This is a genomic window from Nocardia sp. NPDC019219, assembly GCF_040632645.1.
Taxonomy (GTDB): Bacteria; Actinomycetota; Actinomycetes; order Mycobacteriales; family Mycobacteriaceae; genus Nocardia; species Nocardia sputorum.
Map to the genome: position 1 here is coordinate 249,144 of NZ_JBEYCG010000009.1, position 21,363 is coordinate 270,506.

Annotated in this window: 18 protein-coding genes; 3 read left to right on the top strand and 15 right to left on the bottom strand. The window is 68.6% G+C overall.

The genetic code is table 11. The annotated features are described in order from the left end of the window. Positions 1-9: 9 nt before the first annotated feature. The 3 genes from ABZ552_RS19180 to ABZ552_RS19190 form a co-directional block, all read right to left on the bottom strand. On the bottom strand, positions 10-516 hold the full coding sequence (locus ABZ552_RS19180) for a DUF664 domain-containing protein (RefSeq protein WP_357438689.1): 507 nt from the start codon (positions 514-516) through the stop codon (positions 10-12). Between the two features lie 36 nt (positions 517-552). Next, complete coding sequence (gene topA, locus ABZ552_RS19185; protein WP_357438726.1) at positions 553-3,399, bottom strand: type I DNA topoisomerase; 2,847 nt, start codon at positions 3,397-3,399, stop codon at positions 553-555. Between the two features lie 373 nt (positions 3,400-3,772). Beyond that, positions 3,773-3,979, bottom strand: coding sequence for a cold-shock protein (locus ABZ552_RS19190; RefSeq protein WP_011206895.1), 207 nt, complete (start codon positions 3,977-3,979; stop codon positions 3,773-3,775). A gap of 499 nt (positions 3,980-4,478) precedes the next feature. Between ABZ552_RS19190 and ABZ552_RS19195 the strand changes: the two genes are divergently transcribed. Beyond that, the gene (locus ABZ552_RS19195) at positions 4,479-6,800 is read left to right on the top strand and encodes a DEAD/DEAH box helicase (protein WP_357438692.1); all 2,322 of its coding nucleotides are present in this window, start codon (positions 4,479-4,481) and stop codon (positions 6,798-6,800) included. Positions 6,801-7,089: 289 nt separating this feature from the next. Here the strand turns inward: ABZ552_RS19195 and ABZ552_RS19200 are convergent, their stop codons facing one another. The 7 genes from ABZ552_RS19200 to ssd form a co-directional block, all read right to left on the bottom strand. Continuing rightward, on the bottom strand, positions 7,090-7,551 hold the full coding sequence (locus ABZ552_RS19200; protein ID WP_357438695.1) for an Rv3654c family TadE-like protein: 462 nt from the start codon (positions 7,549-7,551) through the stop codon (positions 7,090-7,092). Positions 7,552-7,676: 125 nt separating this feature from the next. Continuing rightward, a complete protein-coding gene (locus ABZ552_RS19205) occupies positions 7,677-7,991 on the bottom strand; it encodes a TadE family type IV pilus minor pilin (protein WP_281876919.1) in 315 nt (104 codons plus the stop codon). Positions 7,992-8,050: 59 nt separating this feature from the next. Next, the gene (locus ABZ552_RS19210) at positions 8,051-8,251 is read right to left on the bottom strand and encodes a DUF4244 domain-containing protein (protein ID WP_281876918.1); all 201 of its coding nucleotides are present in this window, start codon (positions 8,249-8,251) and stop codon (positions 8,051-8,053) included. Positions 8,252-8,545: 294 nt separating this feature from the next. Further along, positions 8,546-9,169 carry a type II secretion system F family protein gene (locus ABZ552_RS19215; RefSeq protein WP_281919410.1) on the bottom strand — a complete coding sequence of 208 codons (624 nt, stop codon included), beginning with the start codon at positions 9,167-9,169 and terminating at the stop codon, positions 8,546-8,548. A gap of 165 nt (positions 9,170-9,334) precedes the next feature. Beyond that, positions 9,335-10,129, bottom strand: a complete 795-nt coding sequence (locus tag ABZ552_RS19220; RefSeq protein WP_357438698.1) for a type II secretion system F family protein — start codon at positions 10,127-10,129, stop codon at positions 9,335-9,337. Continuing rightward, entirely contained in the window at positions 10,126-11,310 is a 1,185-nt protein-coding gene (locus ABZ552_RS19225) for a TadA family conjugal transfer-associated ATPase (RefSeq protein WP_357438701.1), read from the bottom strand. The genes ABZ552_RS19220 and ABZ552_RS19225 overlap by 4 nt, the downstream gene beginning before the upstream one ends. A 10-nt stretch (positions 11,311-11,320) precedes the next feature. Continuing rightward, positions 11,321-12,430, bottom strand: a complete 1,110-nt coding sequence (ssd, locus tag ABZ552_RS19230; protein WP_281876915.1) for a septum site-determining protein Ssd — start codon at positions 12,428-12,430, stop codon at positions 11,321-11,323. 436 nt (positions 12,431-12,866) lie between these two features. Between ssd and ABZ552_RS19235 the strand changes: the two genes are divergently transcribed. Next, positions 12,867-13,751 carry an HAD-IB family hydrolase gene (locus ABZ552_RS19235; protein WP_281881277.1) on the top strand — a complete coding sequence of 295 codons (885 nt, stop codon included), beginning with the start codon at positions 12,867-12,869 and terminating at the stop codon, positions 13,749-13,751. A gap of 488 nt (positions 13,752-14,239) precedes the next feature. Here ABZ552_RS19235 and ABZ552_RS19240 read toward each other — a convergent pair whose 3' ends face one another. From ABZ552_RS19240 to ABZ552_RS19260, 5 genes are read right to left on the bottom strand one after another with little or no spacing between them, the layout of a single operon-like run. Further along, complete coding sequence (locus ABZ552_RS19240; RefSeq protein ID WP_281876913.1) at positions 14,240-14,986, bottom strand: oxidoreductase; 747 nt, start codon at positions 14,984-14,986, stop codon at positions 14,240-14,242. A 39-nt stretch (positions 14,987-15,025) separates the two neighbouring features. Next, positions 15,026-16,717, bottom strand: coding sequence for an ABC transporter ATP-binding protein (locus tag ABZ552_RS19245; RefSeq protein WP_357438705.1), 1,692 nt, complete (start codon positions 16,715-16,717; stop codon positions 15,026-15,028). Continuing rightward, positions 16,714-17,667 (bottom strand): ABC transporter permease, encoded by a 954-nt coding sequence (locus ABZ552_RS19250; RefSeq protein WP_281919186.1) that lies wholly within the window; start codon positions 17,665-17,667, stop codon positions 16,714-16,716. The genes ABZ552_RS19245 and ABZ552_RS19250 overlap by 4 nt, the downstream gene beginning before the upstream one ends. Further along, positions 17,660-18,586: an ABC transporter permease gene (locus ABZ552_RS19255; RefSeq protein WP_357438709.1), complete on the bottom strand. Its 927-nt coding sequence runs from the start codon at positions 18,584-18,586 to the stop codon at positions 17,660-17,662. The genes ABZ552_RS19250 and ABZ552_RS19255 overlap by 8 nt, the downstream gene beginning before the upstream one ends. Positions 18,587-18,639: 53 nt before the next feature. Next, positions 18,640-20,229, bottom strand: coding sequence for an ABC transporter substrate-binding protein (locus ABZ552_RS19260; protein WP_357438730.1), 1,590 nt, complete (start codon positions 20,227-20,229; stop codon positions 18,640-18,642). 401 nt (positions 20,230-20,630) lie between these two features. On the opposite strand from ABZ552_RS19260, the gene ABZ552_RS19265 reads away from it, so the two are divergent. Continuing rightward, positions 20,631-21,363: AMP-binding protein (locus ABZ552_RS19265; protein ID WP_357438712.1), on the top strand; the 733-nt coding region annotated here is incomplete at its 3' end.

Here is a 21,363-nt window from a genome sequence, read left to right on the forward strand (position 1 = left end):
CTGTTCGAGTCAGGAGGCGCGCTGCTGTGTGCTGTTCGCCCCGTCCAGCGCCTCGCGGATGATGTCGGCGTGCCCGGAGTGATGCGCGATCTCCCGCAGGATGTGCAGCACCGTGTAGCGGACCGACTGCCAGATCCGCTCCGGCACCCACGGCGACGTCGGAGTCGGTATCGAGACGTCGAGACTGTCCACCGTTCGGATCAGCTCCGCTGTCGCCGCGGCCACCTCGTCCCAGGTGGCCAACAGGCCCGCCACGGTCTCCTCGGCCGCCATGACGTACTCGCCGCCGAACTTCGAGACGTCCAGTTCGGCGTTCTCGTCCCGTCGCACGATCACCGACGTCCAGTGCCGTTCGCAGCTGACCAGGTGGTGCAGCAACCCGCCGAGGGTCAACTCACTCACCGTGGTCCGCCGCCGCGCCTGCTCGTCATCGATGCCGCGCAGCGTGATGCGGAACAGCTCACGCTGGTCGGCGAGCATCGCGATCAGATCCTCGCGCTCTTGTTCGGTAGCCATGGCGCTCAGGCTACGGCTGTCGCCACGAGCGAGAACTCACGACTTCCCGACGCCGGTCTTCTTCGCGGCCGTCTTCTGTGCCGCGGTCTTCTTGGCCACCGTCTTCGTCGTGGTCGCCTTCTTGGCGGCGGTCTTCTTGGCCGCGGTCTTCTTCGCGGGCGCCTTCTTCGCCGCGGCCTTCTTCGCGGTCTTCTTCACCGGTCCGCGCGCCCGCCGGTCGGCGAGCAGCTCCATGGCCCGCTCCGGCGTGATCGATTCGATCTCGTCGCCCTTGCGGAGCGTCGCGTTGGTCTCACCGTCGGTGACGTACGGGCCGAAGCGGCCGTCCTTGATCACCATCGGCTTGCCGGAGGCCGAGTCGTTGCCGAGTTCCCGCAGCGGGGCCGCGCTGGAAGCCTGCCGCCCACGACGCTTGGGCTCGGCGTAGATCTTCAGCGCCTCCTCCAGCGTGACGGTGAATATCTGGTCCTCGGTGTTGAGCGAACGGGAGTCGGTGCCCTTCTTCAGGTACGGCCCGTAGCGTCCGTTCTGGGCGGTGATCTCCTCGCCGCTGTCCGGGTCCGCGCCCACCACGCGCGGCAACGACAGCAGCTTCAGCGCGTCGTCGAGCGTGATCGTGGCCAGGTCCATGGACTTGAACAGCGAACCGGTGCGCGGCTTGGGCGCCGCGGCCTTCTTCGCGGTCTTCTTGGCCGGTCCCTGCCCGTCCTCTGCCTGCGGTTCCGGCAGGATCTCGGTGACGTACGGACCGAAACGCCCTTCCTTGGCGACGATCTCGTGCCCCGTCTCGGGATCCACACCGAGCGAACGGCCCTCCTGCGGCGTCGCGAACAGCTTCTCGGCGACCTCGGGGGTGAGCTCGTCCGGCGGCAGGTCGTCCGGGAGGTTGGCCCGCTGGGACACCGAATTGCCTTCGGGGTCATCGGGATCGGCGACCATCCGCTCCAGGTACGGCCCGTACTTGCCCACCCGGACCACGACGTCGCGCCCGGCGTCGTCGTTGAACAGCTTGATGGAGTTGATCTCGCGCGCGTCGATGTCGTCGAGCCGCTCCCCCACCATCTTCTTCAGACCGCCGGAGCGCGCGACCGACCCTTCCACGCCGTGATCGCCACCGAAGTAAAAGCTGGACAACCAGTTTCCACGCTGCTCGCGTCCACCGGCGATGGCGTCGAGGTCGTCCTCCATGGCAGCGGTGAAGTCGAAATCGACCAGCCGGCCGAAATGCTCCTCCAGCAGGCCGATCACGGCGAACGCGACCCACGACGGCACCAGCGCGCTGCCGCGCTTGTAGACGTAACCACGGTCGAGGATCGTCTTGATGATCGACGAATACGTCGACGGACGGCCGATGCCGAGTTCTTCGAGCGTCTTGATCAGCGACGCCTCGGTGTAGCGCGCCGGCGGATTCGTGCTGTGCCCATCGGGGTTCAACTCGACCGCGGTGACGGCCTGGCCTTCCTCCAGCGCGGGAAGCCTGGACTCGGCGTCGTCGGACTGCCCGCCCGCCTCCTCGTCGACGCTCTCCACATAGGCCTTCAGGAAGCCGGGGAACGTGATGGTGCGGCCGGAAGCGGAGAACACGCATTCCTCGCCGGTGCCCGCGACGCCCGTGATGCGCAGCGTCAGCGTGGTGCCCCTGGCGTCGGCCATCTGGGAGGCGACGGTGCGCTGCCAGATCAGCTCGTAGAGACGGAACTCGTCGTTGTCCAACCGCGCGTGCAGTTCGCCGGGCGTGGCGAACGTGTCGCCCGCCGGACGGATCGCCTCGTGCGCCTCCTGCGCGTTCTTCACCTTGCGGTTGTATTGCCGCGCGGTCGGGTGCACGAACTGCGACCCGTAGAGCTGGGTCGCCTGCGCACGCGCCGCCGCGATGGCCGACTCCGACAGGGTCGTCGAGTCGGTACGCATATAGGTGATGTAGCCGTTCTCGTACAGTCGCTGAGCGACCCGCATGGTCCGCTCGGAGGTGAAGCGCAGTTTGCGACCCGCCTCCTGCTGCAGCGTCGAGGTCATGAACGGCGGATAGGGCTTACGGGTGTACGGCTTGGCCTCCGCGGAGGAGACCACCAGGTCGGCGCCGTCCAGCGCCTCGGCCAGCCGCCGCGCGTAGCCTTCGTCCAGCACGACGACGCCGTTGACAGCCTTGAGCTGCCCGTCCGATCCGAAGTCGCGCCCGGTGGCGACCCGCGCGCCGTCGACAGTGACCAAACGCGCGCCGAAGGTCCTCGGATTGGTCGCGTCGCTCGCCTCGCCGTTGCCCGCGTCGAGCTTCGCGGCGATGTCCCAGTACTCGGCCGAACGGAACGACATCCGCTCGCGCTCGCGCTGGACGATCACCCGGGTGGCCACCGACTGCACGCGGCCCGCCGACAGCCGGGGCATGACCTTCTTCCACAGGACGGGGCTGACCTCGTAGCCGTAGAGGCGGTCCAGGATGCGGCGGGTCTCCTGGGCGTCCACCAGATCGTTGTCGAGGTCGCGGGTGTCCGCGGCGGCGGCCTGGATCGCGGGTTCGGTGATCTCGTGGAACACCATCCGCCGGACCGGCACCTTGGGTTTGAGCGTTTCCAGCAGGTGCCAGGCGATCGCCTCGCCCTCGCGGTCGGGGTCGGTGGCCAAATAGAGCTCGTCGGCGTCCTTCAACAGGCTCTTGAGCTCGGTGACCTTGGCCTTCTTGTCCGGGCTCACGACGTAGATGGGTTCGAAGTCGTTGTCCACGTCCACGCCGAGGCGCGCCCAGGACTGGCCCTTGTACTTGGCCGGGACGTCGGCCGCTCCGCGCGGCAGATCCCGGATATGACCGACCGACGCCTCGACCGTGTAGTTGCGACCCAGGTAGGGCGCGATCTTGCGGGCCTTGGTCGGGGACTCGACGATCACGAGACGACGCAGGGGACGGCCCTGGTCGGCTGCACCGCGGTCTCGTGTTGCCACCGGCGAATACACCTTTCCTGATCGACCCGCGCTGCGTATTTCCGCTGTGCGCGGCTTGGGGTGAGCGGCTGCGACGGCTGAATGTCGCACCAGACACGTTTATACCGTGACGCCGCGTGTGGTCGAGTGCTTGCGACTCGAACCACCGAGCGTACGCCCGTCAGTTCGAATCAGTATGCCTTGTCGTTTCGCCACACCTGCGCCGCGGCATGCTCGGCGGTCGGTTCCGCCGGCTCACGCGGGCCGTGACTACCCCAGATATAGCTCGTCCCTCACCCCGTTGCCGGTGGTGAGGGACGAGCTGTGGATCTTGCGCCGCTCAGCTGAGCGCACGCACTCCGGTGGCCTGCGGGCCCTTGGTGCCCTGGCCGACCTCGAACTCGACCTTCTGGTTCTCCTCGAGGGTGCGGAAACCCGAACCCTGGATCTCGGAGTAGTGGACGAAGACGTCAGCGGAGCCGTCCTCCGGCGCGATGAAGCCGAACCCCTTCTCCGCGTTGAACCACTTCACAGTTCCCTGTGCCATTCTGTTCCTTCTCTTTTCTTACCGGAACGGCGGACAACTGGGTTCGTCCACCGGGTCCGTTCCGACCGCTGTACTGTTGGTTCCCCCTGCAGGAAAGCACCAAGCACACCGTTCGCAACATCGATCCTGCTGACGGTTTGGACTTTGGATCCGTCCCTCGAACACAGAAGCTTGCGACCAGGAACTAGTGAACCATGTCTTCGGGCAATTCAACAGTCGAGTTACCGACAATTTGCAAAAAAGTTGATCTTGCGAATGCGCAGGTGAGGGACACAATGGCGGAATCCGGACTCGGGGTTCGTTTGCCTGGTGATAACCGAGTGGACGTTCGGCAAAGAAGCTGTGACCCAGGTCGCTATTTGGTATCGAAATGGCAGGTAGCGGTTCCGGGACGCACACGTTTCACACTTCCCGAGCGTGTTGCGGGGTTCCGGAGGTGAATCCACCCGACTCAGCGCTGCGTGGACGGCCGGGAAGCGAGTTCAGCTACGGGACATCGTTGCTGAATCGTGTCCTAACCGGGGCGCCGGAAGGCGACCACCGCCTGACCCACGTGGCCGAACTCCCCGCGCGAGCCGCTGACCACTCCGTCTGGCCCGCGTGGGCGTCGCCGGAAGTGGTTGCCGCGTTGCGGGACACGGGCATCGAGGCGCCGTGGAGCCATCAAGTCGAGACAGCGGATCGGGCGTTCCACGGGCAGCATGTGGTGCTGAGTACCGGCACCGCGTCCGGCAAGTCGCTTGGGTACCAGCTTCCGGTGCTCACCGCGCTGCAAGCCGATCCGAAGGCGACAGCGCTGTATCTGTCGCCGACGAAAGCGCTCGGCGCTGATCAACTGCGTGCCATCGGTGCGCTCACCCATGAAGGCCCGTTGCGCGATATCCATCCGGCCACCTACGACGGCGATACGCCGGCCGAGATCCGGCAGTGGGTACGCGCCAACGCGCGCTGGATCTTCACCAATCCGGACATGCTCCACCTGGGCATCTTGCGATCGCATCAGCGCTGGGCGCGCGTACTGCGCAGGCTGCGCTACGTGGTGGTGGACGAATGCCACGCCTATCGCGGTGTTTTCGGGTCGCACGTCGCGCTGGTGCTGCGCAGGCTGCGGCGGATCGCCGCCAGATACGGCGCCGATCCCGTGTTCGTGCTCTGCTCGGCGACCTCCGCCGACCCGGCGACCGCCGCGTCGCGCCTGGTCGGTGCACCCTGCACCGCGGTCACCCGGGACGGATCGCCGCAGGGGCCACGGACCGTCGCCTTCTGGGAACCACCGTTGCTCACCGCGATGACCGGCGAGAACGGCGCGCCGGTGCGCAGACCCGCCACCGCGGAGTCGGCGCGGATCATGGCGGATCTGGTGGCCGAAGGCGCGCGGACCTTGACCTTCGTGCGTTCCCGGCGGGCTGCCGAGCTGACCGCGATGGAGGCCAAAAGGTGGTTGGCCGAGGTGGATCCGGATCTGGTAGGGCGCGTGGCGTCCTATCGAGCGGGATATCTCGCGGAGGATCGGCGCGATCTGGAAGCGGCTCTCTCGGACGGATCGCTGCTGGGCGCGGCGACGACCAGCGCGTTGGAACTCGGGGTCGACATCGCGGGCCTGGATGCCGTGGTCATCTCCGGTTTTCCCGGAACCGTGGCGTCGTTCTGGCAGCAGGCAGGACGGGCCGGACGGCGCACTCAGGGTTCACTGGTGCTGCTCGTGGCGCGGGACGACCCATTGGACACCTACCTGGTCCACCACCCCGAAGCACTGCTGGAGCAACCGGTCGAGGCGTCCATCACCGATCCGCGCAATCCCTACGTGCTGGGTCCGCAATTGTTGTGCGCCGCGCTGGAGCTGCCGCTCACCGACGCCGAAGTGGAGGAGTTCGGCGCCCGCTCGGTGCTGGCCGAGTTGTCCGAGAAAGGGCTGATCAGGCGGCGCGGGACCGAAGAACGCGCACGCTGGTACGTGACCGCGGAGACACACCCGCACGACGCGGTGGACGTCCGGGGCGGAATCGGTGCTCCGGTCGCCATCGTGGACGGTGAGACCGGCAGGCTGCTGGGCACCGCCGACGCGGGACGGGCCCGGGCGACGCTGCACCCGGGCGCCGTTCACCTGCACCAGGGCGAGACCTACGTGGTCGACGAGCTGGATATGGAGGACGGTGTGGCTTTCGTGCACGCCGCCGAGCCAGGGTGGACCACCAGCGCGCGTCAGGTGACCTCGATCGCCGTCGACGCGGTGACCGAACACCGCGCGCACGGTCACGTGACGACCGGCCTGGCCCAGGTGCGGGTCACCAGCCGAGTGATCGGCTACCTGCGCACGCTGATCACCGGGGAACTGCTCGACCTGGTCGAACTCGACCTGCCGCCGCAGACGTTGCCCACCAGGGCCGTCATGTACACCGTGACACCGGAGTTGCTGGGGCTGGCCGGTATAGAACCCCAGGACGTTCCCGGAGCGCTGCACGCGGCCGAGCACGCGGCGATCGGGCTGTTGCCCCTGGTGGCGACCTGTGACCGGTGGGACATCGGCGGTGTCTCCACCGCGGAACATCCGGACACCGGGCTGCCCACCGTCTTCGTCTACGACGGCCAAGCCGGCGGAGCCGGGTTCGCCGAACGCGGATTCGCGCAACTGCGACAGTGGCTTTCGGCGACCCTGTCGGCCATCGAGTCGTGCGGCTGCGCGGCCGGCTGCCCGTCCTGCGTCCAATCACCCAAGTGCGGCAACGGGAACCACCCGCTGAACAAGGCCGCAGCGGCACGCCTGCTCACCGCCGTGCTGGCCGAGCTGACCACTGGGAAACACGCGTCGCTCGATTCGTGACGGCACAGAGCCGGACATGTGACCAATTGTCGACCTTGCCAGCGCACATGCTGGACAAGCTGGGAGATCCACTAGTGGAATGGCGCCGCTTCACCCCGTCGGAATAAAAAGGATTGGATTCATGTTAACTAGACTATTGCCACCCCCTCCATTGCGGACATGCGCATTCATCGGTTTTTGATATCCCGGTCGGTGCGGGGAATTCAGTGAGCCTCCTTTTAACCAGCCAGTAGAATTGCCGATTTCCGCTACCAGAAGCGACGCAAGCGCGGCCGTGTATCGAACTCCGTCACTCTTCAACCGGTCCGGCGCGCGCACTCGTCCGAACGACACGATCCCCATACAGACCTATTGGTACATTCCTTTCCACGGTGACCGTGACGTCCCACTCCGCGGCCTCGCAGACGCGGATTCGCGTCCCCATCCGCCGAGCCACGCCGTCCGCCTCCGCGCATGCGGCGTCGACGCCGTCGACCAGCGCACCCGCCGCGGCCAGCGCTGCCATATCAGCGGCCGCCTGCGCCCGATGCCGTGCGACCACCACGATGCCCACCTGCGCGATCAGAAGCGTCACGCCGATCAGCGCGGCCAGCGCTATACACACGAAGACGGTGGCCACCCCCTCCTCGCCGGACACACGGAGCCCGCGCGCAAAGCGCATAAGCCACCCGGCCCGGTCGCTACGGCCCGCTCCGGCGGCATCAGTCACAGCAGCCGACACGATTGCAGCCGATAGGGCCGATTGCGTCACGCCACGTCCGTGGTCGGTACCTCCGCTCGAGATGCCAGGGCGGCCGGTCGGCACCGTACCTGCGGCCGGAGACCCGCAGGCGGTGCGTAATGGTCTTCGCGCGGGGCCGATCATGGGCGCCGGCTTCACTTCGCAGCCCCGGGTTCGAGAGTCGCGACCGCTTCGGCACGGAGGGTCAGCAGGGGAAGCAGTGGGGTTCGCGCGGAAACCACGGCTACGGCACGAGTGCCCTCGGTGCGGAGGACGATGTCGGCCGACGGCGGCGCAATGCGCTCAGCCGCTGGACGGGCGTTCACCTCATCGCCCCGTGCGACGAGGCGGGCCGCCTCGCGGGCGGCGTCGACACAGCGGACCTGGGTCGACGCCGCCAGCAAAGCCCCGAGACAGAGCACCACGGTGGCGACGACCGCGATGAGTGCTAGCGCCGCCTCGATCGTCACCGCCCCGCGATCACAACCCGGTCCCGGCGCACGACGGCACCGCCGGGCTGCGGCGACGGCTACACGGAGGTGTTCAACGCCCGATCGATGATCTTCGTCAACGCGTTCACGATGCTGTCGCCCGTCACCACGCCATAGAGCACGGCGCCGAACGCTGCCGCCGCGATCGTGCCGATCGCGTACTCGGCCGTACTCATGCCCTCCTCCGCGACCGCCGCCCGTAGCACTCGCGCACGCAGGCCCATATATACAGCCTTCATCCGCCGGCCCACGGACCTCGCTACCCCCTGGATACGCACCCGATTCCTCCTTTCCAGCCCATGCGGCCGCTCCGCACGAGCACGCTTCTTCCGATGAACGATGCGTCGCTACCGCACACCGCTGCCCCGCCCCCAGCTCCCCACCGCCGACCCCGACGTCCAGAACTGGCGAGCGCAGGCCCCGCGACACACCGCAAGACAGAACCGTGCCCGAGCGAAGCTGTGCGGATGTTCCGCGCGATGGCGGCATGGCCGACCTCGTATGCGCCGCGGTCGTAGGAGGGTGCGCGTTGTTTACAGCAGCCCGCCCTCCAGCACTCGGCCGGCCAAGCCGATGACCACCGGCACTATGCCCAGGCAGACGAAGGCCGGGAGGAAGCACAGACCCAAGGGGCCGCCGATCAGGACGCCCGCCCGCTCTGCCTTCGCGGCTGCCACGTCTTCGACCGCGGACCTGCGCTGCTCGGCCAGTTCCGTCACCGCGGCCGCCAGTGACGACCCGGACCGCGCCGAACGCCGCGCCATCCGTGCCAGCGACTCGACCTCCTCGGTTCCAGGACGCCCATTCGCATCCCGAGCCACCTGCGCCCAGGCCGTGGATGCGTCCGCCCCCAATGCGAGCAAGTCCGCCGCCCGTCGCAGTGCGTCGCCGAACCCTTCCGGTGCTTGCGGCGCCACGGCCCGAGCCGCTCCTGCCATGGGCAGCCCGGCGCGCAGGCAGGCCGCCAGCAGGTCGAGGACGGAGGCGACAGCCAGCGGATCCATCGCTTGCTTCGCTCGGTGCGACGGCTCGGCCGGTTCGTTCGGCGTTCCGCCGAGGGCGCGCAACCGCCGGTTCACAGCCACCCGTCCCGGCAAGAGTACGAGCGCGGCCGCCACCAGCAGCAATGGCAGGGCCGCTCCCGGGGTGAATCCCATCATCGACATTCCTCCGCGAATGTATTGCGCGAGAAGTACTTGCACGAACCGCCGTCAGGCCACGCGGCCGCATACCCCGCGTCATCGACCCGCAGGCCTTGCCGGTACGGCCTCCGAGGAGCGGAGCCGGGCTCGATGCGGCACGCCCGACCGAGGAAAGTGACCTCATAGCAGCACCTTTCGCGTAATCACATCGGTCCACAGCAAGCCGGCACAGGCCAAGCCTGCGCCGAGTGGGAGCAGTACGGACCCCGCCGACGAGACGAACAGAACGTGCAGCGGCGCGGCGCCCATCATTTGGCCGAGCGCGATCCCGAGAAACGGAAGACAGGCCAGTACCGCGGCAGTGGCACGCGCCCCGGCCAGCGCGGCGGTGGTGCGGCCGTGGAATCGGAGGCGCCCCGCGAGATCCGTCCGGACCGCCGACAGCAATTCGGCCAGTGCGAGGCCGTGCTGCTCGGCCACCTGCCACGCACTCGCTACCCGGGCGAGCTCCGCCGCGATCGGGGAATCCGGCCTGCGCAGACCCTCCGCCGCCGAGCCACCGAGGCGGCTACGGGCCGCGCCGACGGCGAACGCGTGTGCCGATGCGCCGTGCACCTCACGCGCGGCGGACTCGGCGGCGGCACTCGGGTGCGCCCCCACCCGCAATTCGGCGATCACGGCCTCCAAGGCATCGAGCAGGTGCCCCTGCTCGACGTTCCTGCGGCGGTCCCGCGCCACCCGGCGAGCCCGCAGCCCGACCGTTCCGGCGATCATGCAAGCAGCGAGAAAAGGACTCGGTCCGAAGACGACGAGCGCGAAGACCATGCCGATGCCGGCACCGAGGCCCGCCAGCATCTCCGGCCTCGGCATTCGATACTCGGCCCTGGCGATGAACAGCTGCCCGAACCGGCGGCGTGATGGCGGCGCGGGCACCACGACCAACGCCAGCGCGAGACACAACACCGCGCCGCTCATCGGTCGAGCCGCTCGGTGAGCAGTCCGGCGAGGTCTGTGGCGGCGGGGGCCGCGGCGGTGTTGTGCCAGGCGGGCGTGATCCGCACACGCCCGTCGCCCGTTCGGTGCACGAGACCGATCTCGCGCAGGCCGCGCGAGCCGTCGGCTCGGCGGTGCACATGCAGGACGACCTGCACCGCGGCGGCGAGCTGACTGTGCAAGGCCGCTCGCTCCATTCCCCCCAGGGCGGCGAGGGCTTCCAGCCGGGCCGGGACTTCTTGCGGCGAGTTGGCGTGCACTGTGCCGGCCCCTCCGTCGTGCCCGGTGTTCAACGCGGTCAGTAGGTCGACCACCTCCGCTCCCCTGACCTCGCCGACCACGATCCGGTCCGGACGCATGCGCAGCGCTTGGCGGACCAGATCGCGCACGGTGACCTCGCCGACGCCCTCCACGTTCGCGGTCCTGGCGACCAGCCGGACCACATGCGGATGCGGTGGCGCGAGCTCAGCCGCATCCTCGACGCAGACGATCCGCTCCGCCGGGTCCACCGTGGCGAGCAGGCTCGACAGCAGCGTCGTCTTCCCGGCTCCCGTGCCGCCGACCACGAGGAAGGCCAGCCTCGCCCGGATGATGCGCTCCAGCAGGAGCTTCGCGTCGGCGGGCACCGATCCCGCCGCGGCGAGTGCGTCGAGTCCCTGGGTAGCCGGACGAAGTACGCGCAGGGACAGACAGGTGCCGCCGTGCGCGACCGGGGCGAGGACCGCGTGCAACCGGACGCCGAACGAATCCCCCAGTGCCGTACCGGTTCCGGATAGACGGCCGTCCACCCATGGTTGTGCGTCGTCGAGTCGTCGCCCCGCCGAAAGGGCCAAGCGCTGCGCCAGCCGCCGGACCGCGGCCTCGTCGGCGAACGTGATCGAAGTCCGTTCCAGACCGTGCCCGCGATCGATCCACACCGCGTCCGGGCCCGTCACCAAGACGTCCGCGACGTGCGGGTCGTGCAGCAACGGTTCGAGTACGCCAGCACCGGTCAGCTCGGTCTGCAACAGCCGAAGGGCACGCAGCAAGTCGGTGTCCCCGAGCACCCCGCCGGCCTCCGCGCGGATCGCGGCGGCGACCTGTGCCGGATCCGGATCGCCGGTCTCGCCGGCCAGGCGCTCCCGCACCCGATCCAGCAGCTCGCCGGTCAGTAGCGCGCTCATCGTCCCCTCCTCACCGTCGTTGCCCCGGTGGTGCGCTGAGCACACCGAGAACGGCGTCGGCGGCATCGCGCAACGGCCCGCGACGGCGCACCGAAAGCCCTCCGCGCTCCAACCGGTGCGCCAGCCCGGTCTGGGCGCGGACGGCGGCGAGCAGCGGGATATCGAGTACCTCGGCGACCTCGGATCCGTGCAGTCCGCCGGGCGCCGGGCCACGAACGATCAGGCCCTGGTTGGGGTTTCGCCGCGCGATGTGCGCGGACACCGCTTCGGCGGCGGCGATCGCTCGCAACCGCGCCGGGACGACGAGCACGACGAGATCCGCGGAGTCGAGCATCTGGTCGGCATGCGGCCCCCGCTCACCGGAAATGTCGCAAACTACGAAATCGCCTGCGGCCCGGCCCGCTTCGATCACAGCGCGGACTCCGGCCGCGCCGAGTTCGCGTGGCAATCTTCCCGCACCGCAACGCCCGCAGGACAGCACCGCCAACCCGGGCGCCGCGCGGGGCAGGGCGCCGTGCAGCGCGGTCGCGGAGACACGCCCGTCCTCGACCACCAGCTCGGGCCAGCGCAGGCCCGCCGTGTTCTCGATACCGAGCAGCAGGTCGAGGCCGCCCGCGAAGGGTGCGCCGTCGACCAGCAAGGTGTCGTGCCGGAACCCTTCCGCGGCGGCACGCAGCGCGACCGCGACCGCCAGGGTGGACGCCCCCGCCCCGCCGCTCGCGCCCGCGACGGCGACCACCACACCATCGCCCGCACGCCGCTCGCCGTACTCAGCAAACATCTCGATGAGTCCCACCGCAGCGCCGGGCAGGGCGATAGCCCGTTCGGCGCCGATAGCGGCGGCGGCCTGCCAGTCGAGCAAACCTGGCTCACCATCGGTTACCACCACCACGCCGGTCCGGCGCAGGTAGCCCGCCGCGGCCGCCGCTCGCGCCGCGGCAGTATCCAGGATCACCAGCGGAGCGCCCGTCCACGCATGTCGGCCGACCGGTTGCGCTCGCTCGTCGAGCGGCCGTTCCGCTGCCGCCGCGATACGGCGGACTTCGTCGCGCAGGCGGTCGTCATCGATGAGCACGAGGGCGGGTGGCGGCCCGGGCGGCTCCGACGCTTCGAAGTTCATGCAGGTCAGCGTCGCCGAACGCGGGCTGGGAAAGAAGGGGCGATATGCCGGATGGGGATAACTCCCGGGCTGTGGACAACCTCCAGGGCCGTCGGCCTACCGCACTGTCCTGAAAATAGAGGACGGCCCCAGCCGGGGGGGGAGGAGGCTGGGGCCGTCGGGTTCAGCCCCGGGGGGTCGGGCTGAACGCGCCTGGACCATGTCCAGGTGCCAGCAATACTACACCCAAGCCCCGCCCAGAACGCAAGTCTGGCGACGGACATCTTTGTGGCCATCGTGGCGTCGGCGTCTGCGGGGCAAACTTCGCCGACGCGCCGACCGCAGCCACGCCGCCGCTCGGGACACGCGTGCCGACGGGACGCAGGCGCGGTCCATCCGCCGCCCACCTGCGGCCGATCGAAGGCAAGAAAGCCACACGACAGGCGCGGCGCTGCGGATCCGTCCGCCCGCGGAGAGCCCCGCCGGGACGCCGGGACGATGCGGAGGCGGCACCGCCGCCTATCCTGGTCGGGTGGACCACTCAGCCACTACCGGTGCACGCGTCGCGGCCTTCTTCGATCTGGACAAGACCGTGATCGCGAAGTCGAGCACCTACGTGTTCAGCAAGCCCTTCTACGCGCAAGGGCTGTTGAACCGCCGCGCCGTCCTGGAGAGCAGTTACGCCCATTTCCTGTTCCTGCTGTCCGGCGCCGACCACGATCAGATGGAACGGATGCGCGCCCACCTGACCAGCATGTGCGCGGGCTGGGACGTCGAACAGGTGAAATCCATTGTCGCCGAGACCTTGCACGAGCTGGTCGATCCGCTGATCTACGCGGAGGCGGCCGACTTGATCGCCGACCATCGGATCCGGGGCCACGACGTGGTGATCGTCTCGGCCTCCGGCGAGGAGATCGTGGGCCCGATCGCCGAAGCGCTCGGCGCCTCACACACCGCGTCCACCCGGATGGTCGTGGCGGACGGAAAGTACACCGGCGAGGTGGAGTTCTACTGCTACGGCGAGGGCAAGGTCGCGGCCGTGGAAAAGCTCGCCGCGAGCGAGGGTTACGACCTGTCGCGCTGCTACGCCTACTCCGACTCGATCACCGACCTGCCGCTGCTGAGTGCGGTGGGGCACCCCACCGCGGTGAACCCGGATCGCAATCTGCGCCGCGAGGCCGCCGCGCGCGGCTGGCCCATCCTGACCTTCTCCAACCCGGTTTCGCTGTGGGCGCGCTTCCAGGCGCCGTCCTCGACGACGCTCGCGGCCACGGCCGCGGTCGGCTTGAGCGCGGTACTGGCCGGTGCGATCAGCTACCGGATGCTGCGCCGCAGACGTTGAGAACCGGACGCCGGAGCACCTCGCCATGGCCGGTCGCCAGATGCTTGCGGGGCGCTTCGCCGCCTCGGCGGACAGGGCGGCGGACCAGGCATTTAACCACGAAACGCCGGGAAAATCGCCGATTATTCAATGTCTTGCGACCCCTTGATGTGAGTGCAGTCACAGTGTAGAAAGGTAACTACGGAAGGGCGGAAGGCCAAGGCAGCACCGGAAGAGAAGGCGTTGTCTCCCGACCCTCCTTCCCAGCACGGACACCAGGCACCCACGCGGAGCGCGCCGCGACAAGGGCAGAAGCGTTGTGGGCCTGCGAAATACGGATAGTCGACGGCGAAGGCCTCGCACAGGTTGCGGGGATGAACCGGCCGATGTCCGGATTGTCGCCGAGGCCGCAGAACACAACCCACCTAGCACGCTTGGTAACCGGGTAGTCCGTGCTAGCGGGCGGTGAGGTCGACAGACAACGCCGCCCGCTTTGGTGTGTCGGGGGGTTATCCTGCCGCCGAGTCGGCGATCGACGTGGCCTCGCGCGCACCGTCCTCGAAAGCCCCGCAGCAGAAGATCACCCATCCGCCCACGGCCTCCGCATCCCCGGTGCCGAAGCCGGCGGCCGCGTCCAGGTACGCCTGGCGCCTGCGCAACAAGAAGACCTCCGGCACGCCGAGGCTGTGTGGGTCGAGCCCACTGGACACCGCGACCAGCCGGGAAGCCGCCCGAGCGACCACGCCATCGGCCGTTCCGAACGGTCGCAGCGCCAGTAGCTCCCCGTGTACTACGGCGGCGAGCACCGGGGCGGGCGCGCGCGAACCGAGCACTGTCTGCGCGAGCAGATCCAGCCGCTGCGCCACACCCGCGTCGAAGCGCGGCCTGCCGAGCGATTCCTCCTGCGGCACCAGATCGGCCGCGGCGAGCAGATGCAGCCGTGCCAATGCCTGCAGCGGAGCGCGCTGCCAGGTGCCGACCAGATTCCGCAGCGCGTCCCCATCCAATGCCTGACCGACGCGCAGCGCCCCGGCCAGGATCGGGTCCGCCACGCGCCCGTCGGCGGGGATGTCGGTGCTGCCTCCGTCGATGGCCGCCGAGGACCGGGCCGCGCGGACCGCGGCCTCTGCCGCCGTGGTCGGCCACCCGCGCCGGTTGGCTTTGTGCCGATGCACCGCGGCGAGCGCGTCGCGGGCGCGGTCGGCCGCGTCCCGGACACCGGGGAGATCGACGAGGGGCTGGAGCGGATCGGTCACGGCATACGAGGCTACTTGCGCCCGCGTTGGCCGATCCGCCTACCCGGCCAGCAGGTCGCGTCCCGGAATCGCGTCGAGCAGCTTGCGCGTGTACTCCTGCCGGGGATGGTCGAACACCTCATCGGTCGTCGCCGCTTCGACCACCTTGCCGCGCTGCATGACGAGCACGTCGTCGGCGATCTGCCGGACGACGGCCAGATCGTGGGTGATGAACAGATACGCCAGCCCCAGCTCGGCTTGCAGTTCGTTGAGCAGCCGGAGGATCTGCGCCTGCACGAGCACGTCGAGCGCGGACACCGCCTCGTCGCACACCACCACCTCCGGCTGGAGCGCGAGCGCACGCGCGACCGCCACGCGCTGCCGCTGTCCCCCGGACAGCTCGTTCGGGTAGCGCCGCAGCACGCCGGCCGGCAGCGCGACCTTGTCGAGCAGCTCCCGCACGGTCGCCTCCCGTTCCTTGGGAGTACCGATCCGATGGGTGCGCAACGGCTCCTCGATGGTGCGGTAGATCGTGTACATCGGGTCGAGCGAGCCGTACGGGTCCTGGAAGATCGGCTGAACGCGGCGCCGGAAAGCGAAAGCGGCCTTGCGGTCCAGGGTGGTCACGTCCTTGCCGTCGAAGGTGACCGTGCCGGAGGTGGGCGCGAGCAGCCCGAGCACCATCTGCGCCACCGTCGTCTTACCCGAGCCGGATTCGCCGACGATCGCCGTGGTCGACCCGCGCCGCAGCCGGAACGACACGTCGTCCACCGCGACGAACGCGGTCGATCGCCACGGCGCCCGTTCGCGGATGCGGAACGTCTTCGTCAGGTGCTCGGCGACCAGCACCTCGTCGGGAGCGACCGTGAGTTCCGTGTTGGCCGCCGCTACCTCTTCGGCCACCTGCACGGCCTGCGCGCGGATCTCCGCCCGGCGTGCCGGCCGCCGCTGCGCGGCCAGCGACGGCGCCGAGCTCACCAACCGCTTCGTGTACAGGTGCTGGGGATCGCGCAATAACCGCAATGCGGGCCCGGATTCGACGACGCGCCCGCGATACATCACCACCAGGTGTTCGGCACGGTCCGCGGCCAGGCCCAGGTCGTGGGTGATCAGCAGCACCGCGGTGCCGAGTTCGGTGGTCAGCCGTTCGAGATGGACGAGGATCTGCCGCTGCACCGTCACGTCGAGCGCCGAAGTCGGCTCGTCGGCGATGAGCAGCTTCGGCCGGCAGGACAAGCCGATCGCGATCAACGCGCGCTGCCGCATGCCGCCGGAGAACTCGTGCGGATACTGGTTCACCCGGCGTTCGGCGTCGGGCATGCCCGCTTCCTCGAGCAGTTCCACGGCCCGTCTCGCGGCGGCCGAGCCCTTGGCGATGCCGTTGGCCTCCAACGTCTCCCGGATCTGAAAGCCGATCTTCCACACCGGATTCAGATTCGACATCGGGTCTTGCGGGACCAAGCCGATGCCGCTGCCGCGGACCGCGACGATTTCGCGTTTCGAGGCGGCCGTGAGCTCCTTGCCGTCGAACCTGATGGAGCCGGAGGTGATCCGGCCCGTGCCCGGCAGCAAGTCGATGACGGCGTGCGCCGTGGTCGACTTTCCCGATCCGGATTCGCCGACGATGGCCACGGTCTGCCCCGGATAGACCGACAGGCTCACGTCCCGGACCGCGGGCACCGGCCTGCCGTCGGCGGTGAAACTCACGTTCAGATCGGTGATCTCCAGCAGCGGCCGGTCGGCGTCGCTCATCGCTTCCTCGCCTTCGGATCGAGGGCGTCCCGCACGGCGTCGCCCAGCATGATGAAGCTCAGCACGGTCAGCGCCAGCGCCGTCGCCGGATAGAACAGGATGGCCGAGGTGCGGATCTCCTTCTGACCGGTGGCGATGTCCGCGCCCCAGGACACCACCGTGCGCGGCAACCCGACGCCGAGGTAGGACAGCGTCGCCTCGGTGACGATGAAGACGCCCAGCCAGAGCGTCGTCACCACGATCAGCGGGCCCGCCGCGTTGGGCAGCACGTGACGCAGGAGCGTCTGTATCCGGGAGACGCCCAACGCTTTCGCCGCCATGACGTAGTCGCTGTTCTTCGCTTGGATCACGGCGCCGCGGGCGATCCGCGCCGCCTGCGGCCAGGTGAACGCGGCGAGGATGACGATCACGGTCCAGATGGTGCGGGCATCCAGCAGTTGCATGATCACGATTGCGGCCAGCATCAACGGGATCGCGTAGAAGATCTCGGCGACGCGGGAGACGATCGAGTCCAGCGGCCCGCCGTAGAACCCCGCGAGCGCCCCGAGCGTCCCCCCGATCAGCACGAACAGAAGCGTCGCGCCGATCCCGGCGAGGACGGAGGCGCGCGCGCCGTAGACGGTTCGCGCGTAGATGTCGCACCCCTGCTTGTCGAAGCCGAAGGGGTGGCCCGCGCCGCGCGGATCCATGCTGAAGTCGCCGTTGCAGTACCGCGGATCCTGGTCGGTGAACAGTCCCGGCCAGATCACCACGAGCAGGACGAAGACGATCAGCACCACCGCGACCACGAAGATCGGGTTGCGCCGCAGCTGCCGCCACGCGTCGCGCCAGATGCTGGTAGGCGCGCCCGAGTCCAGCACGGCGTCGGTCGCCAGCACCTCGACCTCGTCGGGCGGTGCGACGAAGTGCTCCTGGCCGCGGCGCGCTGCGCCCTGGGTGGGGTCAGGCATAGCGGATCCTCGGGTCGAGTGCGGCGTACAGCAGATCGACGATCAGGTTGGTGAGCAGGAAGATGACGATCAGCACCGTGACGAACGAGACCACGGTGGGCGGTTCCCCCTTGGTGATCGCCTGATACAGCGTGCCGCCCACGCCGGGAATGTTGAAGATGCCCTCCGTGACGATCGCGCCGCCCATCAGCGCGCCCAGGTCGGCACCGAGGAAGGTGACCACCGGGATCATCGAGTTGCGCAGGATGTGCACGGTCACCACGCGCGGCCTGCCGAGCCCTTTGGCGGTCGCGGTGCGCACGTAGTCGGCGGACATGTTCTCCGCCACCGAATTACGGGTCAACCGCAGGACGTAGGCGAACGAGAGCGAGCCGAGGACGATCGCGGGCACCAGCAGTTCGCCGACCGTCGCCTTCCCGGAGACGGTCACCGGAGCGATTCCCCACTTCACCCCGAGCAGATACTGCGCGAGGAAGCCCACCACGAAGACCGGGACCGCGATGACGACCAGGCTCACCACCAGCATCGTCGAATCGAACAGCCTGCCTTTACGCAGCCCGGCGATCAAACCGAACAGCACGCCGAAGACCGACTCGATCAGCACCGCCATGAACGCCAACTTGATCGTGATCGGAAACGCGCGGGCCAGTTCGTCCCGCACCGGCCTGCCGGAGAAGGCGGTGCCGAAGTCCAGCGTCACGATGCCCTTCAGGTACAGCAGGTACTGCACGAGGAACGGCTCGTCGAGGTGGTAGCGCGCCCGCAGCTGCGCTTCCACCGCGGGCGTCATCGGTTTGTCACCGGCCAGGGCGTGGATCGGGTCGCCCGGGACGAGGAATACCAGGGCATAGATGAGCAGCGTCGCACCGAGGAAAACCGGGATCATCTGAAGCAGACGCCGCACGACATACCAGGCCATTTCGCCTCCTGGGTAACGCCGCCAGCCGCCCCTCGGGCCCCGGCGGCTGGCGGCTACTTCTCGATGTTCTCGAAATCGAACAGACCGTTCCAGGCGAGTTCGGCCTTGTGCACCCGGTCGGAGCGGCCCGCGGCGGCCACATAGTCGAACACGGGAATATCGGCCAGGTCCTTGATCAGCAGCGCCTGCGCCTGCGCGACGATCTTGTAGGACTCTTCCTGGGACGGTGCGGCCAAAGCGGCGTCGAGCAGGCGGTCGAATTCGGGGTTCTTGTAGTCGACGTTGTTGGTGTCGGAGTAGCTGTAGTACTGCGAGGTGAGGAACTGCAGCATGGTCGGGTAGTCACCCTGCCAGCCGTAGCGGAACGCCTTGTTGATCGTGCGCGCGTTCACCTCGTCGCGAATGTTCTTGAATGTCGGGTACGGCGCGCCGACGGCATCGATGCCGAGGGTGTTCTTGACGCTGTTGGCCACCGCTTCCACCCAGGCCTGGTGGCCGCCGTCGGAGTTGTAGGCGATCTCGTAGCGGCCCGACCACGGCGATATCGCGTCGGCCTGCGCCCACACCTTCTTGGCCTCGTCGGGGTTGTACTTCAGCACCTCCGAGCCGGGCAGGTTCGGGTCGAAGCCGGGCAACGTGCTGGCGGTGAAGTCGCGCGCCGGGATCCGCGTGCCGTGGAAGATGTTCTGCGCGATCTGTTCCCGGTTGATCGCCATGGAGATCGCGCGGCGGCGCAGCAGCCCTTCTCCACCGGCGAAGTGCGCGACGTTGGACTGGATGCCGATGTGCTGGTTCTGGGCCGTCGGCTTGGTGATCGCGCGGTCGCCGAGATCCTGCTGATAGGAGCTGAGCGCGCTGTCGGGCACGGTGTCGAGCGCGTCCAGATTGCCCGCCTGCAGGTCGGCGTAGGCGGTGTCGAAGGACTGGTACATCACGAACCGCAGTCCTTTGTTCTTCGCGGGGCGGCCGCCGGGGTAGTCCGGGTTGGGCGCCAGGTCGATCTTGACGTTGTGCTCCCACGCCCCGGTCCGGGCGAACTTGTAGGGGCCGTTGCCGATCGGGTGCTCCCCGAACGCTTTCATGTCCTTGAACGCGGCCTCCGGCAACGGATAGAACGGCGCGTACCCGAGTTCGGTCTCGAAGTCGATCGACGGCGCCTTCAATTCGATGGTGAAAGTGCGGTCATCGATCACCTTCAGGCCCGACATCGTCTGTGTCGCCGGCTTTTCCGCGGATACCTCGTCGAAACCGACGATGGGACCGAACACATAGCTCTGCAACTGCGCGTTGGTGCCGAGCGCGCCGTAGTTCCACGCGTCGACGAACGACTTCGCCGTCACCGGGGTGCCGTCGGTGAACTTCCAGCCGGGCTTGATTGTCACCCGGTAGTTCTTCCGATCCGTCGTCTGGATCGACTCCGCCATCTCGTCGTGGGCCCGACCGCTCGAATCGTAGTACTTCAAGCCCGCGAACAGCCGGTCGACCACGCGTCCGCCCATGTTCTCATTGGTGTTGGTGGGCACCAACGGGTTCTGCGGTTCGCCGCCGTTGACGGTGACGAGGTCGGCATCGGCGCCGTCGCCCGAGGAACATGCGGACAGCCCGAGGCTCGTGGCGAGTACGACCGCCGCGGTCAGCGCCATCGCTCTGTGGAATTTCAACGCGTCCTCCCGGTGCGAGAAGGGGGGAGCCGACCGGCACCCGCGCGAGATCCATCAGCGCATGCCGACACGATCCCCCTGTGTGGTTGGCAGAGTAGCCACCGGGGCGGGCACTGTCACCTGATTGATCCGAGTTCGTCGCACTTGTTACCGATCCGGCAACATCGCCGAAACACCCCAACTTTCGTGCGCAAATGCGCGTCCGGCCGGAACATTGCTTCCGCCACGGCGGGGACGACGGCGCCGGTCCGGGCCGGCGCCCGGCGGTGCGCCGCCCGCGGAACCCGCTCGGGACACCGCACGCGGCGTGGGTCACAGTTGATTACTGTCGAGCTTGGCTGCGTCGAATCGTGCGCTCAGGCTACGTGGAAAGAAGAGACGAGATGACTGAAACCAGCGCCGACCACAGGGACTCGTACCCACCGACCGCGGAGTTCGCCGCGCAGGCGAACGCCGACGCCGCGCTCTACGAGCGGGCGGCGGCCGATCGTGACGCGTTCTGGGCCGAACAGGCCGGGCGGTTGCACTGGCACGAACCGTTCACCCAGGTGCTGGACTGGAGTGACGCGCCGGTGGCGAAGTGGTTCGTCGGCGGCAAGCTCAACGTCGCCTACAACTGCGTGGACCGCCACGTCCTGGCCGGACACGGCGACCAGGTCGCCATCCACTGGGAAGGCGAACCCGGCGACTCGCGCGCCATCACCTACCGCGAACTGCTCGACGAGGTCTCCCGCGCCGCGAACTACATCACCGAACTCGGCCTCGAGACCGGGGACCGAGTGGCGATCTACATGCCGATGGTGCCCGAAGCCATCGTCGCCATGCTCGCCTGCGCCCGCTTGGGCCTGACTCACTCCGTCGTCTTCGCCGGATTCTCCCCCACCGCCCTGCGCCAGCGCGTCGACGACGCCCGCGCCCGCCTGATCATCACCACCGACGGGCAGTGGCGGCGCGGCAAGGCCGCTCCCCTGAAGGAGGCCGTCGACGAGGCCCTCTACGCCCACGGCGACACCCCCTCCAGCGTCGAGCACGTGCTGGTCGTGCGCCGCACCGGCATCGAAGTCCCCTGGACCGAGGGCCGCGACCTGTGGTGGCACGACACCGTCGCCCACGCCT